Consider the following 14,744-nt stretch of genomic DNA (forward strand, 5'->3'; position numbering starts at 1 on the left):
TGATTGTACCACCCAAATAATATTACTTACCAATGAAAAAAATGTACGTTTTGATGGCCTTGCTTGTTGGATTTTTGAGCAGCGGGGCGCAAACCAATAGCAGGGAAACCAGGAACGACCCGGACGCAAAAAAGGTGCTCGATGCAGTAAGTGCCAAGTTCCGCACCTTTAAGGCGCCGCAGGCAACTTTTATTTACCAGGTGGAAAATGCGCAAGGCAAAGTGCTCAGCAGCCGCAAAGGCACAGTTAATATGAAGGGCAACAAGTACAAAGTAAATATGGGCGGAATGGAAATATTTTCCGACGGCCGCACATCCTGGAACTATGACAAAAATGCGAATGAAGTGACGGTAAGTGGTGTGGACCTGAATGGTACCGCGATGACGCCACAACGGCTATTCACCAATTTTTACGACCGTGATTTCTTTTACAAATTAAACGGCGAAAAAAAGGTGGCTGGTAAAACCGTGCAGGAAGTGGAACTCACACCGACCGATAAAACAAAGCCATTTCATAAAGTATATGTGCTGATTGACAAGGCCACTAAAACAATCTACAGCGCCCGGTTTTTGGAAAAAAGCGGCAACCGCTACAGCTACACCATCAATTCGCTCAACCCCAACGCGACTGTTACTGATGCAGCTTTTGTTTTTGACAAAGCCAAGTATCCCGGCGTAGAAGTGGTTGATCTTCGATAAACTTTACTGTTCGTTTGTGCAAAAGCCCGGTTAAACCGGGGTTTTGTTTTGCGTGTGAAATAATATGTGACTGTTGTACAAATATTTTTAGACCAGCTTGCTATCAGGATGCTTCTTTAAAATTTGGAGTTGTCATGGCTAAAGGCGAAAGTTTGCTACAGGTACATCGATAAAGCATAATAGAAATACAAAACGTACAAGTGTGCGACGCAACAGAAGCTCAATAGAATTGCTAATGCCGGCTACATAAAAAAGGTTCCATCCTTTTAAAAAGATGGAACCTTCCAATATCAAAGCATTAAATCTTACTGCTGTTGTAAAGGCCTTACATCCTTTCCGGCACCCGAATGCCCAGCAAGCCCATAGCAGATTTAATCGTATTGGCTGTTAGCTGGCACAAGCGCAAACGCAATTGTTTTTTCTCGTCGCTTTCCGCATTGAGCACCGAATGTTCGGTGTAAAAAGTGTTGTAGGTTTTGGCCACATTAAATGCATATAGCGCAATCACCGATGGATTGTGCTCGGCTGCAGCCTGGGCTACCACGGTTGGATATTGCTCTAGTAAAACCAGCAAGTTCTTTTCCAGTTTTTCCAAGCCATTGAACGTTACCTGTGCGCTTTCGTCTACCGGCTGCCGGCGTAGAATGGACTTGATCCGAGCATGCGTGTACTGGATAAAAGGACCGGTGAAGCCATGAAAATCGATCGACTCTTCGGGGTTGAAAATCATTTTCTTTTTTGGATCAACGCGTAGCAGGAAAAACTTCAGTGCGCCCAATCCGATGGTATGATAAAGTTCTGCCAGCTCCGCTTCGGTAAAGTCCTGCACTTTGCCACTTTCATGCGTGTGCTTTGCCGCAATGGCCACCATTTCCGCCACCAGGTCATCGGCATCTACCACGGTGCCTTCGCGGCTTTTCATGCGGCCCGAAGGCAGCTCCACCATGCCGTAGCTGAGGTGAAAAATACCATCGGCATATGGCTTGCCCATCTTCTTTAAGATCAGCTGCAGCACTTTCATGTGGTAGTTCTGCTCGTCGGCAATCACGTAAATGCTTTGGTCGTATGCAAACTCGTCGTATTTCTGTTGCGCCAGGCCCATGTCTTGCGTGATGTACACCGAGGTGCCATCTTTGCGCAGCACCAATTTTTCATCCAATCCTTCTGAGGTCAGGTCAATCCACACACTGCCATCGTCCTTGCGGTAAAACACTCCCGACTCGAGGCCTTGCTCCACAAACTGGCGGCCCAGGAGGTAGGTCTGGCTTTCGTAATAAACCTTGTCAAAATCAGCACCGATGCGTTTGTATGTTTCGTCAAAACCGGCGTACACCCAGCTGTTCATGCGCTGCCACAGTTCCATCACTTCGGGTTTGCCAGCTTCCCAATCCACCAGCATTTGCTGCGTTTGCTGCATCAGCGGCGACTTGCGTTCGGCTTCGTCTTTCGGCAAGCCGGTAGCTTCCAGTTCCTTGGTTTGCGCTTTTAATGCGTCGGAAAATTTTACATAGTAGTCGCCCACAAAATGGTCGCCTTTAGCGCCGGTGCTTTCCGGTGTGGCGCCGTTGGCAAACTGTTCCCATGCAATCATGCTTTTGCAGATGTGGATGCCGCGGTCATTGACGATACAGGTTTTCATCACCTCGTTGCCCAGTGCTTTCGAAATTTCAGCGATGCTCCAACCCAAAAATATATTGCGCAGGTGGCCCAGGTGCAGCGGTTTGTTGGTGTTGGGCGATGAATATTCCACCATTATTTTCTCGCCCTTGCCGGAAGCCAGGCTCGGCATAGTGGTGTATTGGCCTCCTAAATGATCGAGAAAAACCTGGTCGGAAATGGAAAGGTTTAAAAAGCCTTTGATGACGTTGAAGCCAGTAAACAGTTCGGGATTGTTTGCCACCAGGTACTGACCCAGCGTTTGGCCCAGCGCATCCGGTGCCGCTTTTAATATTTTTACATAAGCAAAAAGCACCACGGTATAATCGCCTTCAAACTCGGGTTTGGTTTCGTTTACCAACACATCGGTGGCCTGCACCTGGTGTCCAAAACTGGCTTCGATGGCGGCCGCGGTTGCTTCTTTGATCCTGCTTACTATGGTCATGCTCGTTCTTTTCTTTGCGGCGCAAATTAAGGAAAATGAGGCCAGCGGCAGGCGGCAAGAATTTGGGCACCCTTAACGAAAAACTGCTGCCGCTTTTATTTTTAGCAATTACCTTCGCAAACCGATGCGCAGGATGCACCATTTTTTACGTTCCCTTATTTTAGACGTGGTAGATTTTTTCTATCCCATTTTCCGGCGCATCATGCCTTTGCAAACGTACCGCTACGCGGCCTGCGGCGGCGGCAATACCACGCTAAACATTTTCCTGTATTTCGTTATTTACAATTTTGTGCTCAACAAGTCGGTGCTGCACATTGGGCCCATTGCTATTTCACCGCACATTGCAGCGTTTTTGCTGGCGTTTCCGGTCACGTTTGTGTTGGGCTTTTACATGAGTATGTACGTGGTGTTTGCGGGCTCTTACCTGCGGCGCCGGGTGCAGTTCATTCGCTACTTCATCGTGGCTTTGGGTTGTATTGTGCTTAACTATGTGCTGCTCAAATTATTTGTGGAAGGCTTTGGCTGGTATCCTACACCTTCCATGATTTTGACCACCGTCTTTGTGGTCCTGTTCAGCTACCTGTCGCAGCGGCATTTTTCTTTTAAAACAAAAAAGATCACGCTGGCCAAAGACGAAGTGCTGATTGAAAGCTGAGGCTTTTATAAGTTTATTTCCACTACTACATTTCCAGTGCAAGCCATTTCCACCACCAGTGCTTCTTTTCCCGCACTGACAGATTGCACCAACACTTCCTGCACTTTCCCGGTACTCCTAATGGTGGGCGACCATTGTTTTTCCAAAGATGAATTGATTGTTGCGGCAGCTTTTTCAAAATATGGCTGCAGCGGAAAAACGGACCGCTTCATCAACTCTTCACCAATTTTGTTGGCCAAAAGCGATTTGCTCAATCGTAGGAGCAAACTAGTGGATTGAATGTCATAAGTCAGATCGGCGAGGCGAACGGCCCGCAACACCGCATCGTACTGCGGCTTTCCTTTTATATAAATGCTTCCGTAAAACGATCCGCCAAAATGCGCCTGTATCAGCAGGTTGCCCGCACTGTCTGCTTCCACCATACCTTTTTCAATAATTATATGCGTGCTGATAAGGCCTTCGGAAAGGTCAAAGCGTTTGCCCACAACGGCTGCTTTGAATATTTTATTCATCAACAAATAGGGCAGGGAAGCGGTGGCCTGCAGGTAAAATCCATCGCTACCGCCGGTGCTGGCCAGCCCTTCCGGCTTATTAAATTGTAAGGCCGGCGCTGCCGTAAGCCGCAGTTTGATCTCCATTTCTTTTTCCATTGGTTTGTTCTGTTCCATCCCGTTCATTTTATTAATAGCAACAAATCTCCGGCCGGGCTTTCTGCCATCCGGCCTGCCGAAACTGACAAACGGCCGTGCCGATTAATGCCAACAACGCCATCATTTTCACCCATTTAGCCCCGAACTGTCAAAATTGCACATTTCTTCCGGCGGCACGGTCATTGATAAATAGGAGTGAACTTTAAACTTTCAACCAATGGGAAAAATAATCGGTATTGACTTAGGTACTACCAACAGTTGCGTGGCAGTAATGGAGGGAAACGAGCCGGTGGTGATTGCCAACGATGAAGGCCGTCGCACAACGCCTTCGGTGGTGGCTTTTTTGAAAAATGGCGAACGCAAAGTGGGCGACCCCGCCAAGCGCCAGGCCATCACCAACCCGCACAACACCATTATGAGTGTGAAGCGCTTTATGGGCCGTCGTTTCGACGAGATCACTGAAGAGAAAAGCCACTGGAGCTATAATGTAGCCAAAGGCGATAATAATACCGTTCGTATAGATATTGATGGCCGCCTGTACACCCCGCAGGAAATTTCTGCGATGGTGCTGCAAAAGATGAAAAAAACGGCTGAAGACTACCTGGGCCAGGAAGTAACCGACGCGGTAATTACCGTGCCCGCTTATTTCAACGACGCCCAGCGCCAGGCTACTAAAGAAGCCGGTGAAATTGCCGGCCTCAATGTGCGCCGTATTGTAAACGAACCTACCGCTGCAGCCCTGGCCTATGGCCTGGATAAAGGCGGAAAAGACCACCATATTGCCGTGTTCGACCTTGGTGGTGGTACATTCGATATTTCCATCCTCGAGCTGGGTGATGGCGTATTTGAAGTAAAATCAACCAACGGTGATACCCACCTTGGTGGTGATGACTTTGATAAAGTGATCATGGACTGGCTGGCTGAGGAATTCCGCAGCGAAGAAAACGTGGACCTGCGCAAAGACCCGATGGCGCTGCAGCGCCTGAAAGAAGCGTCTGAAAAAGCAAAGGTGGAACTGTCTTCGTCCAGCGAAACAGAGATCAACCTGCCTTATATCACCGCAGTGGATGGCGTGCCCAAACACCTGGTGAAAAAACTGACCCGCGCCAAATTTGAGGCCCTGGCCGACAACTTGTTTGAGCGTTGCCTGAAGCCTTGCGAACAAGCACTGAAAGATGCAGGGTACAGCACTTCGCAAATCGACGAAGTGATCCTGGTGGGTGGTTCTACCCGCATTCCTAAAGTGCAGGAAATTGTAGAGCGCTTCTTTGGCAAAAAGCCGCACCGTGGTGTTAACCCCGATGAGGTCGTAGCCATTGGTGCTGCTATCCAGGGTGCCGTTTTGACCGGTGAGGTTAAAGACGTACTACTGCTCGACGTTACCCCGCTGTCGCTGGGTATCGAAACCATGGGTGGTGTAATGACCCGCCTGATCGAGTCGAACACAACTATTCCTACCCGCAAATCGGAAACCTTCTCTACGGCTTCCGATAACCAGCCCGGTGTGCAAATTCATGTGCTGCAGGGTGAGCGCCCCATGGCTACGCAAAACAAGAGCCTGGGCATGTTCAACCTCGATGGCATTCCGCCGGCGCCGCGTGGTGTACCCCAGATCGAAGTGATCTTCGATATTGATGCCAACGGTATTTTGCATGTAACGGCAAAAGACAAAGGCACTGGTAAAGAACAAAAGATCCGCATTGAAGCTGGTTCTGGTTTGACCAAAGACGAGATCGAAAAAATGAAGGCCGAAGCGAAAGCAAATGAAGCTACCGACAAAGCCGAGAAAGAAAGAGTGGAAAAAGTAAACCAGGCAGATTCGCTGATCTTCCAGACAGAAAAGCAATTGAAGGAATACGGCGATAAAATTCCTGCTGATAAAAAAGCTCCGATCGAGTCGGCATTGAACGACCTGCGTGAAGCGCACAAATCGCAGGACCTGGGCCGCATTGATACGGCAGTAACTGCTATGAATGCCGCTTGGACCGCAGCTTCGGAAGATATGTACAAAGCTACACAGGACGCTGGTGGGGCACAGCCCGGTGCTGATGCAGGACAACAGCAACAACCCGGTGGTGGCGGTGCAGAAAATGTAACCGACGCTGAGTACGAGGAAGTAAAATAAGTGAACCCGGATTTATAAGATTCAAGAGGATTTAGTTTGATAGAACAGCCCTGCAGTGATGCGGGGCTGTTTGTTTTAGTACAATTGAGAAAATAAAAGTCTACAAGAATATGATCGCTGAGTGGAATTTGCAATTACATTTAACCATGCAGCACGCCCAACTACCTTCGATTCTTGACAATGATTTTTACAAGTTTACCATGCAGCAAGGTGTGGTCAAATTGTTTCCACGTGCCCGTGCCCGTTATACCTTCATCAACCGCGGCAAGCACCAAATGCCGGACGGTTTCGATAAGGCTTTGCAGGCTTCGGTAAATGCGATGGCGGGCTTGCAACTAAGCCGCGCTGAGAAAGCATTTTTGCAAAAAGCTTGTCCGTACCTGGATCCCGTGTACCTCGATTTTCTGGAAGGTTACCGGTATGATCCATCGGAAGTTCATATTGAACAAAATGGCAGCAACGTATCGGTGACGGTAGAAGGCTATTGGTACCGCACAATCCTTTGGGAAGTGCCGTTGCTGTGCCTGATCTCAGAAAATTTTTACCTGCTCAATAACAGTGTGAAAGCTTCTGACGAAGTCGTTGTACAAACAGCGGAAAACAAGCTGGCGCAATACCGAGAACTGGGGGTGACCATTGCTGATTTCGGCACCCGCCGCAGGCATTCGTATGCCGTGCAGGATTTAGTGGTAAAAACGATGATGCAAAACGCCGGCAGCACCTTTGTGGGCACATCGAATGTACACCTGGCCCATAAGCATAGTACCAAACCCATTGGCACACATGCGCATGAATGGTTTATGTTTCATGCGGCAAAATTTGGCGCTAAAATGGCCAACACGATGGCGCTGGAAAACTGGGTGGAAGTATTTCGGGGCGACCTGGGCATTGCCCTTTCCGACACGTTTACCACAACTGAATTCTTCGAGATTTTCGATAAAAAATTTGCGAAGCTTTTTGACGGCGTTCGCCACGACAGCGGCGACCCAGTGGCATTTGCCGAGCAAACCATTGCGCATTACCAAAAGTTGGGCATCGACCCACGCACCAAAACCATCATCTTCTCCGACGGCTTGAACTACGAAAAAGTGGCCCGCATCACCGAAGCCTGTCGCGGCCGCATCGGTATGTCGTTTGGCATTGGCACCAACCTCACCAACGACGTGGGTTTGCAGCCGATGAACATCGTGATGAAAATGACCGAGGCCTGCCCGGAAGGCGAGGAGTGGACACCGGTAGTAAAACTTTCCGACGAACGGGGCAAATACACGGGCCCGGCCGAATCGATCAACCTGGTGAAAGCGGTGCTACAAATAAAAGATTAAGCATCACCGCAACTGGTGCAGCCGGTGCATGGTTTGGCGTAGTACGGGGTACAGGTCCTGGTAAATGGAAAAAAGCCTGTTGTACAATTGGTGCCTTCGGCCATCGGGTAAAAAGCGACTATCCGCAACCGGTAGTGGTAGTTGGTCAAAATCGGTCACCCAACCCAGAGCCTTAAAACCAAGATAAGCAGCACCCATCGCCGAAGCATCGGCTGTTTGCAACCGGACTACTTCTTTGCCGGTGCAATCGGCAAACAGCTGCAAGGCCGTTTCCGATTTTGCAAAACCACCGCTCAGGTGCAGCTTGTGCACCGGCCCAGTTGCTTTTTCCAGCGGCTCCAGCACCGAGCGCAGGGCAAAACAAACGCCTTCCAGCACGGCTTTTATTAAGTGTTGTTTGTTATGATGTTGTTGCAGCCCAATAAATGCAGCACTGCTGGCACTGTCCCAAATGGGTGCCCGTTCGCCCATTAGGTACGGCAGAAACATCAGGCCTTTTGCACCGGGTTCAATATGGCTTAAGGTATCGAACGGCACATCGTCTATCCCGTTTGCAAACAACAAATCCGCAGCCCACGAAATAGCAGCGCCGCCGTTGTTGATGGCACCCCCGGTAATCCACCAGCCTTCGTCGAGATAATAGTTAAACAATTGCTCAGGCCACTGCGGGCAAGGTTTTGTGGCCGCCACCCGCACCGCGCCACTGGTGCCAACAGTGGTAGCGCCGATGCCCTGGTGCAAGGCACCGGTTCCCAAGTTGGCGAGGCAGCCATCCGAAGCGCCAATGTAAAACGGAATGTTGGCTGGCAAATCGAGCAACGAAGCTGCATGTGGCGTAAGCGCATTTCGCTGAAAAGTGGTGGGCACCAATTGCGACAGTCGATCGGTATCTGAACTTGCGAATTCCAATGCCGGGCTGTGCCAGCTAAACGATGCTAACTCCATCATACCAGTGGCGGCGCCCAGCGAAAAGTCGATCTCAAAAAAACCAAACAGCCGGTGCCAGATCCATTCTTTAATGCCGATAAACTTATGTGCAGACTGGAACAGGGCAGCGTCATGTTCGCGCCACCAAACAATTTTACATAACGGCGAAAGGGCATGTATAGGCGTGCCGCAAGCTTCGTAAAGTTCTTTACCTAAAGGCTGTGCATACAGGTTTGATGCAATATCGGAAGCCCTTGGATCGGCCCAGGTAATGAGCGGCGAAAGGGGTGTAGCCTGGCTATCTACCGCCATGATGCTGTGCATGGCGCTGCTTAAAACAATGGCGTCCGGCGGGTATCCCATGTGGCCCACCACATTATTGATACAAGCCACAAATGCATCCCAAACCACAGCCGGGTTTTGCACCGAGTGCCCTTCGTTTTCGGGGTAAAAAACCTGGTGGTCACCAAGCACGTCGCCGCTTTTTGCTACCGCTACCGCTTTGGTACTGCCCGTGCCTATGTCGATGCCGATGATATAAACCTGCTGCATGAGCAAAAGATAGTGGATAGCGGTAAAAGGCTTGCTCGATCAACCATCTTTTTTGAAAAAATGCTTAGCAAATGGACTGGTCTATAAAACCTTCTCCATCCGGTGGTGCGCAATACCCACTTCTAAAAATTCGTCGCCGGCCACAGTGTAGCCGCTTTTTTCGTAAAAAGTCATCACCGGGTTGCGGGCATGTAAAAACAGTGTGTAAAATCCTTTGTCGCGGGCCACTGTTTCCGCAAATTGTACAATTGCAGCACCCAGACCTTTACCTTGAAAATTGGGATCCACAGCCATTTGCCTCAATTGCACCTGCCCGTTTCCGCGATCGGTGAGCACGCAACATCCGATAATCTTTTCATCTTCAAAAGCACCAATATGAATGTCGGTTGCTTCCGCATGTGGCTGGATATAAGTGGACGTAATGCCGCTGGGCTCCAGCAAAACATTGATGCGGAGCTGCAACATCTCGTTGTACGCTTCAGAAAGATGCGGGATAATTTTGAGGTCCATGCAACCCGTATTATTTTGGTGCAAAAGTAAACGGTATGACCCAACAACCTTTAACGGCCGAGGCAGTGATGCAAAAAGTAGCCACTGGTAAACCGTACACTTTGCTGCACCTGCTGGCTGCCAAAGCCATGCCCGAAGATGAAGCTGTTGCCAACCAGTTGCAAGTGGCGCACCTGGCGCATTTGTTCACGCTGGAACAACAGGGGAACATTTCGGTGTATGGGCCGGTAGCCCATCAAAAGCTGCGAGGCATCATCATTTTCAACACCAACGACCACGAGGCCATCGCCATGTTGATGGCCACCGACCCGTACATTCAAGGTGGTTACTTACGCTATGAGTTATTTAATTTTTTTAGTATTCCCGGGCAGACATTGGCAGGGTAGGGCGTTTATTTTACCATACAGAAAGTAGCACTTGAGGGTTACCCAGTTTGCTTTTAAACGGGCTTATTTTAATGATGAAAACCCACCGAAGCTGCGCTAGCAAATAATCCATTCTTTTCACTTCTATTTACCCTGAAACCAAAGTGCCTGCTTCCACATATTATCCATTCAAAAGCGCCGCTCTTTTTTCGAAAATCATTCAGCATTTTCAAGCGGAAATACAACGGTTTCTAAATTGAAAGCCGGGCAGTACGTACCCGTTATATTTGTGGAAACATTGCTTGTTTATGCATTTTCAACTCTCAGAAGAACACCTGATGATTCAGCAGGCGGCGCGGGATTTTGCCCAAACCGAATGCCGGCCCGGCGTTATTGAACGCGACGAACTTCAAAAATTTCCCAAAGAACAAATATCGAAGCTGGCTGATCTAGGTTTTATGGGGATGATGGTGCCGCAGGAATATGGTGGCGCCGGCCTCGACACGGTGAGCTATGTGCTGGCCATGGAGGAAATCAGCAAGATAGATGCCTCGGTTAGCGTGTGCATGAGTGTGAACAACAGCCTCGTGTGCTACGGCATTGAAGCATTTGGCACCGAAGAACAAAAACAAAAATACCTGGCGCCTCTGGCACAAGGCAAAAAAGACGGCGAGTTGTACCTGGGCGCTTTTTTGCTCAGCGAGCCCGAGGCCGGTTCCGATGCCACATCTCAACGCACCACCGCCGAAGACAAAAGCGATCATTACCTGCTCAACGGCACCAAAAACTGGATCACCAATGGTGGCACTGCATCGGTGTACCTTGTGATTGCGCAGACCGATCCGTCGAAAGGTTCACACGGAATTAATGTGTTGATCGTAGAAAAATCCTGGCCCGGCGTAGTGGTGGGTGGTAAGGAAAATAAACTCGGCATCCGTGCATCTGACACCCATACCATCATGTTCAACGATGTAAAAGTGCCCAAAGAAAACCGCATCGGCGCCGATGGTTTTGGATTTTCGTTTGCCATGAAAACGTTGGCTGGCGGCCGTATCGGTATTGCGTCACAAGCTTTGGGTATTGCATCCGGCGCTTACGAGTTATCGCTGGCGTACAGCAAAACCCGCAAGGCATTTGGCACCGAGATCATGAACCACCAGGCCATTGCATTTAAGCTGGCCGATATGGCCACCCGCATTGAAGCAGCCCGGATGCTTTGCCTTAAAGCGGCCTGGTTAAAAGACCAAAAACAGGATTATACTTTGGCTTCATCTATGGCGAAAGTGTTTGCATCAGAAACGGCCATGTGGACCGCAACCGAAGCCGTGCAAATACACGGTGGTTACGGCTTTGTAAAAGAATACCATGTGGAGCGGCTGATGCGTGATGCCAAGATCACCCAGATCTATGAAGGCACCAGCGAAGTCCAGCGCATTGTGATCAGCAGGACGATTCTGAAGTAAGTCGGAAGTCGGACGACCGCAGTCCGAAGAACTGTTTTAGAGTTGCTCAACCAAAACAGTATCAGCATGTTTTCTGTTTCTAAATAATTGAGTAAACAGAAAACATGTTTTTTACGACATCATATTCTCGTCTTCGGACCTCGGACTTCCGTCTTCCGTCTCTCTCTACTCCACCACCTCCTGCGTCGCCATTTCCTTTGCCTCTTTGATGTTTTCCGTCGTGGCTTCCGGTGCCGATTGCTCTGGTTCTAGGCGTGGCTGGTAAGCCAGGTGTACAAATGTGGCAAAATGATCAGAGCCGTTTTTGGGCATGCGCTTCATGCGGACGAGGCCAAAATCTGTCGAGCAAAAAATATAGTCCAGCGGAAAGCGCATCCACCAATGGTGTGCATTGAAAGTTGAGTAAAATCCACGTCCAATGCGGGGATCGAGCAGGCCGCTGGTTTTGCGAAACAGCTTGGTGGTATGGCTCCACGCCACGTCGTTCAGGTCGCCGAATACCACGCTGGGCAAGGGCTCTTTACGGGCAAGCAGCGCCACCTTCATTAATTCTTTGTCTTTTGCGGTAGAATATAAATTTTCACCAGGCACCGGCGGCTCCGGGTGCAGGCCCCATATTTTTACCTCCTGCCCGTTGCTCATTTTCAGCACCGCTTCAATGGATGGAATGTCTTCTTTCACCCGCTGTTTTATCGTGCCCGAAATCATTTTTATGCGGGTGTAAAACAAGAGCCCATAAGTATTGTTCTGCGGCTGCAGCAGGTGATGTGTATATTTCTCTAGTAACGGCCGCATCGCTTTTTCCCATCCATCATCTGTTTCCAGCAAAAAAACAATGTCCGGATCGGTTTCCCTGATTTGTGCCAGCATCCGGTCGTACTCAGTATTGGTTTGCAGCACATTTGCGGAAAAAATTTTCAGGCTGCAAATACCTTCTGCCGCTTTGATCCGTTTGATCTCGGTAGGCCACAGCATGGTGTAGGGAAAAACTTTTCCGGCATAGTAAAATGCTGCACACACCAGCAATCCAAAGATGACGTAGTGCGCCGGTTTCATTTGATCCAACACCAATGCCCATCCGGCTATTACCACAGCCATAAGAATGAGCTTTTGCAACCGCGGATATTCAAACACCTTGAACACCCAAAAGTCGTTGCGCACCAGCGTTAATGCAGATACTACCAACAAGAGGATGGAACAAATAGTAAGGGCAAGGAGCATAAAAATAGGGATGTATGGATGAGACTATGCAATCCCGTTGCCAAGGCAAAAAAGAAGCGCCCCGTAATTGGTGCGCCTCATTTTACAACGGGAAAAATAAAAGATCAAGCCTTTGGTATTTTCAGTTTCCAACCCGGCTGGATGAGATCGGGATTTTTAATAACATCTTTATTGGCTTCGTAAATGGTCTTCCAATCCACACCGTGTTCCTTGCCAATTTTTGAAAGGGAGTCACCGGATTTTACTTCGTACTCGTCCATGCCGGTGGTTATATTCAGCGCCATATCGGCCGACTTATAATCGGGATTTAAAGTATTGTACACATCCCAAACACGTTGCTTGGCTTGCTCGTTTGGTGCGGTGCCCGTTACATGGAGCATAGTGCCTTCCTCGCGAACCTGCAGATCGGTGATGCCTGCTTCCTGCGCTACTTTAATTACCTGTGCGTATTTATCAGTTAATGCTGACATATGGAGAACATTTAAGGTTGAAAAATGAAAGGAAAAATTTGATTTAAAAACGGCCACCCAACATGCGGCCCAGCATACCACCAGCGCCGCTCATGCCGCGGCCGCCACTGAGCATGCCAATAAGCGAACCCAATCCGCCACCACTGCGGTTACCGCCGCCGAGCATGCCACCAAGTCCACCGCTACCACCCAGCATGCCGCCCAGTGCGCCACCCAAGCCGCCACCGCCCAACATTCCACCGAGCCCGCCTCCGCCACCGCGGCGGCGCAGCATGGCTGCCAGTATCATCGGGCCGGCAAAGCTCAGCAAACCTTTGAGCAGCCCGCCGGTGTTGATGCCGGCACTTTGCATTTTTTGTTGCAGCCCGGTATTGGCTAAAAATGTAGGGCTGGCTACTTCTTCCGGCGCAGCGTCAGATTGGATGGCTTTTTCTGTGTATTCATCCAACAGGCCAAACTGCTGCTGGTCAATTTGCAATGCTTCCGCAATGCGCTGTACATGGTGTTGCTCTGCCTTGGAATAATGTTGATCGGCTTTGGCAAAAGTGATCAGGTCGGTGACCAGCGAAAACTTCAGGTCGCTTGTTTTCAGCGTTTCCAGGTGCTGTTTCAGGTGCGGTTCTGATGCTTCTCGGGCGGTGCGCAAAACCTCCTCGGTTTGCGCCTGCGGAAGGTCTGCCGACTCGCAAAGCGCCGCTATATACTCCAGTTCCTCATCGCTGGCCTCATGGTCGGCGGTGGCAATGGAGGCAATCACGCCTAAATAAGCAGCTTTTTCGCCGTCGGAAGCACCGGCAAGAATCGTAGTTTGCTGGTCCATATAATTTTTTTATTACACGAAAACCGTAAATATTATGCCAGCCTCGGCTGTAAATGCAAAGCAAGGAAAGGAAGGCACATACAGCAACCTGGTAATAGCCATGTCGATCTAATTAGCATTGCGGCAGCAAAACCTTTATAAATAAAAGCTGCGTTTGTCAACACTGCCGAAACATCGGGTAGTACTATGTTCTGCAGTTGTACCTACATTTATTTTCAAAAATAAAACCTCGATGCCCACACAGGAATGGACCATATCCGGGAAAGTACAAGGCGTTTTTTACCGTGCATCGGCCCGGCAAAAAGCCGAAACATTGGGCCTTACCGGCTGGGTTAAAAACCTGCCTGACGGATCGGTGCAGCTGCGGGCAACTGGCCCCGATGGCGCCTTGGCAGCGATGGAAGCGTGGTGCAAAGTAGGTCCGCCAGGCGCAAGAGTAACCGAAGTGCAGGCGCAAATGCTACCAGAAGAAAACTTTGACGGCTTCAGGATCATCCGGTAAAAGGCAATGCATTGTTGCTGCGACAACATTTTATCTATCCCGCTTCCCCATCGGTGATTTCGCTGCCTACGCCATCTCCGTCGCCTTTTACAGGCTTGCCGCCTGTTGCTTCGGTCACATTTTCGTTCGCCCTTGGATTTTCGTTCAGGTTCATTTCCAGCCCTTCATTTTGCGCCACATTGGGTTGCTGGTGCACGGCAGGCTGCTGGTTGGCTGCTGGTTGATTGTTGCGTTCGTTGGACATGATTGTTGTTTTGCCAATAGCTGCAAAAATCTGTGCCACGGGCGGGGTAGGGGGCGGATCCTGAAACGTGACACGTCAAACGTGAAAGGGGCGAGGAAATGGAATGCAAGTGAGGT

The 14,744-nt window shown here is 49.6% G+C and carries 15 protein-coding genes; 7 read left to right on the forward strand and 8 right to left on the reverse strand.

Translation table 11 applies throughout. The annotated features are described in order from the left end of the window. Positions 1–53 precede the first annotated feature (53 nt). Entirely contained in the window at positions 54–698 is a 645-nt protein-coding gene (locus EPD17_RS12575) for a LolA family protein (RefSeq protein ID WP_240040608.1), read from the forward strand. Between the two features lie 325 nt (positions 699–1,023). On the opposite strand, the gene argS is transcribed toward EPD17_RS12575, so the two are convergent. Beyond that, entirely contained in the window at positions 1,024–2,799 is a 1,776-nt protein-coding gene (gene argS, locus EPD17_RS12580; protein WP_132054695.1) for an arginine--tRNA ligase, read from the reverse strand. A gap of 133 nt (positions 2,800–2,932) precedes the next feature. Here argS and EPD17_RS12585 point away from each other — a divergent pair, with 133 nt between their 5' ends. Then, entirely contained in the window at positions 2,933–3,454 is a 522-nt protein-coding gene (locus tag EPD17_RS12585) for a GtrA family protein (protein WP_240040609.1), read from the forward strand. A 5-nt stretch (positions 3,455–3,459) separates the two neighbouring features. Here the strand turns inward: EPD17_RS12585 and EPD17_RS12590 are convergent, their stop codons facing one another. Further along, positions 3,460–4,122, reverse strand: coding sequence for a DUF4403 family protein (locus EPD17_RS12590; protein WP_165929603.1), 663 nt, complete (start codon positions 4,120–4,122; stop codon positions 3,460–3,462). 199 nt (positions 4,123–4,321) lie between these two features. On the opposite strand from EPD17_RS12590, the gene dnaK reads away from it, so the two are divergent. Together dnaK and pncB are read left to right on the forward strand one after the other, a co-directional pair. After that, entirely contained in the window at positions 4,322–6,229 is a 1,908-nt protein-coding gene (gene dnaK, locus EPD17_RS12595; RefSeq protein ID WP_132054701.1) for a molecular chaperone DnaK, read from the forward strand. 146 nt (positions 6,230–6,375) lie between these two features. Continuing rightward, complete coding sequence (gene pncB, locus EPD17_RS12600) at positions 6,376–7,554, forward strand: nicotinate phosphoribosyltransferase (protein WP_132054703.1); 1,179 nt, start codon at positions 6,376–6,378, stop codon at positions 7,552–7,554. A 3-nt stretch (positions 7,555–7,557) separates the two neighbouring features. Here the strand turns inward: pncB and EPD17_RS12605 are convergent, their stop codons facing one another. Further along, on the reverse strand, positions 7,558–9,033 hold the full coding sequence (locus tag EPD17_RS12605) for a gluconokinase (protein ID WP_132054705.1): 1,476 nt from the start codon (positions 9,031–9,033) through the stop codon (positions 7,558–7,560). Positions 9,034–9,114: 81 nt separating this feature from the next. Beyond that, positions 9,115–9,543: a GNAT family N-acetyltransferase gene (locus EPD17_RS12610; RefSeq protein WP_132054707.1), complete on the reverse strand. Its 429-nt coding sequence runs from the start codon at positions 9,541–9,543 to the stop codon at positions 9,115–9,117. A gap of 35 nt (positions 9,544–9,578) precedes the next feature. Between EPD17_RS12610 and EPD17_RS12615 the strand changes: the two genes are divergently transcribed. Next, entirely contained in the window at positions 9,579–9,929 is a 351-nt protein-coding gene (locus EPD17_RS12615) for a YciI family protein (protein WP_132054709.1), read from the forward strand. A gap of 287 nt (positions 9,930–10,216) precedes the next feature. After that, positions 10,217–11,371, forward strand: a complete 1,155-nt coding sequence (locus EPD17_RS12620; protein WP_132054711.1) for an acyl-CoA dehydrogenase family protein — start codon at positions 10,217–10,219, stop codon at positions 11,369–11,371. 165 nt (positions 11,372–11,536) lie between these two features. On the opposite strand, the gene EPD17_RS12625 is transcribed toward EPD17_RS12620, so the two are convergent. The 3 genes from EPD17_RS12625 to EPD17_RS12635 all read right to left on the reverse strand — a co-directional run bounded on the left by EPD17_RS12625 (position 11,537) and on the right by EPD17_RS12635 (position 13,882). Then, positions 11,537–12,592 (reverse strand): endonuclease/exonuclease/phosphatase family protein, encoded by a 1,056-nt coding sequence (locus EPD17_RS12625; protein WP_132054713.1) that lies wholly within the window; start codon positions 12,590–12,592, stop codon positions 11,537–11,539. 104 nt (positions 12,593–12,696) lie between these two features. Then, positions 12,697–13,062: a LysM peptidoglycan-binding domain-containing protein gene (locus EPD17_RS12630; RefSeq protein ID WP_114233937.1), complete on the reverse strand. Its 366-nt coding sequence runs from the start codon at positions 13,060–13,062 to the stop codon at positions 12,697–12,699. A gap of 43 nt (positions 13,063–13,105) precedes the next feature. Beyond that, positions 13,106–13,882, reverse strand: a complete 777-nt coding sequence (locus tag EPD17_RS12635; protein ID WP_132054715.1) for a TerB family tellurite resistance protein — start codon at positions 13,880–13,882, stop codon at positions 13,106–13,108. A 232-nt stretch (positions 13,883–14,114) separates the two neighbouring features. Between EPD17_RS12635 and EPD17_RS12640 the strand changes: the two genes are divergently transcribed. Beyond that, positions 14,115–14,384: an acylphosphatase gene (locus tag EPD17_RS12640; RefSeq protein ID WP_132054717.1), complete on the forward strand. Its 270-nt coding sequence runs from the start codon at positions 14,115–14,117 to the stop codon at positions 14,382–14,384. Positions 14,385–14,418: 34 nt separating this feature from the next. On the opposite strand, the gene EPD17_RS12645 is transcribed toward EPD17_RS12640, so the two are convergent. Beyond that, entirely contained in the window at positions 14,419–14,628 is a 210-nt protein-coding gene (locus EPD17_RS12645; protein WP_132054719.1) for a hypothetical protein, read from the reverse strand. Positions 14,629–14,744 lie beyond the last annotated feature (116 nt).

The sequence above is a fragment of the Pseudocnuella soli genome, from assembly GCF_004347775.1.
Lineage (GTDB): Bacteria > Bacteroidota > Bacteroidia > Chitinophagales > Chitinophagaceae > Flavisolibacter > Flavisolibacter aquaticus.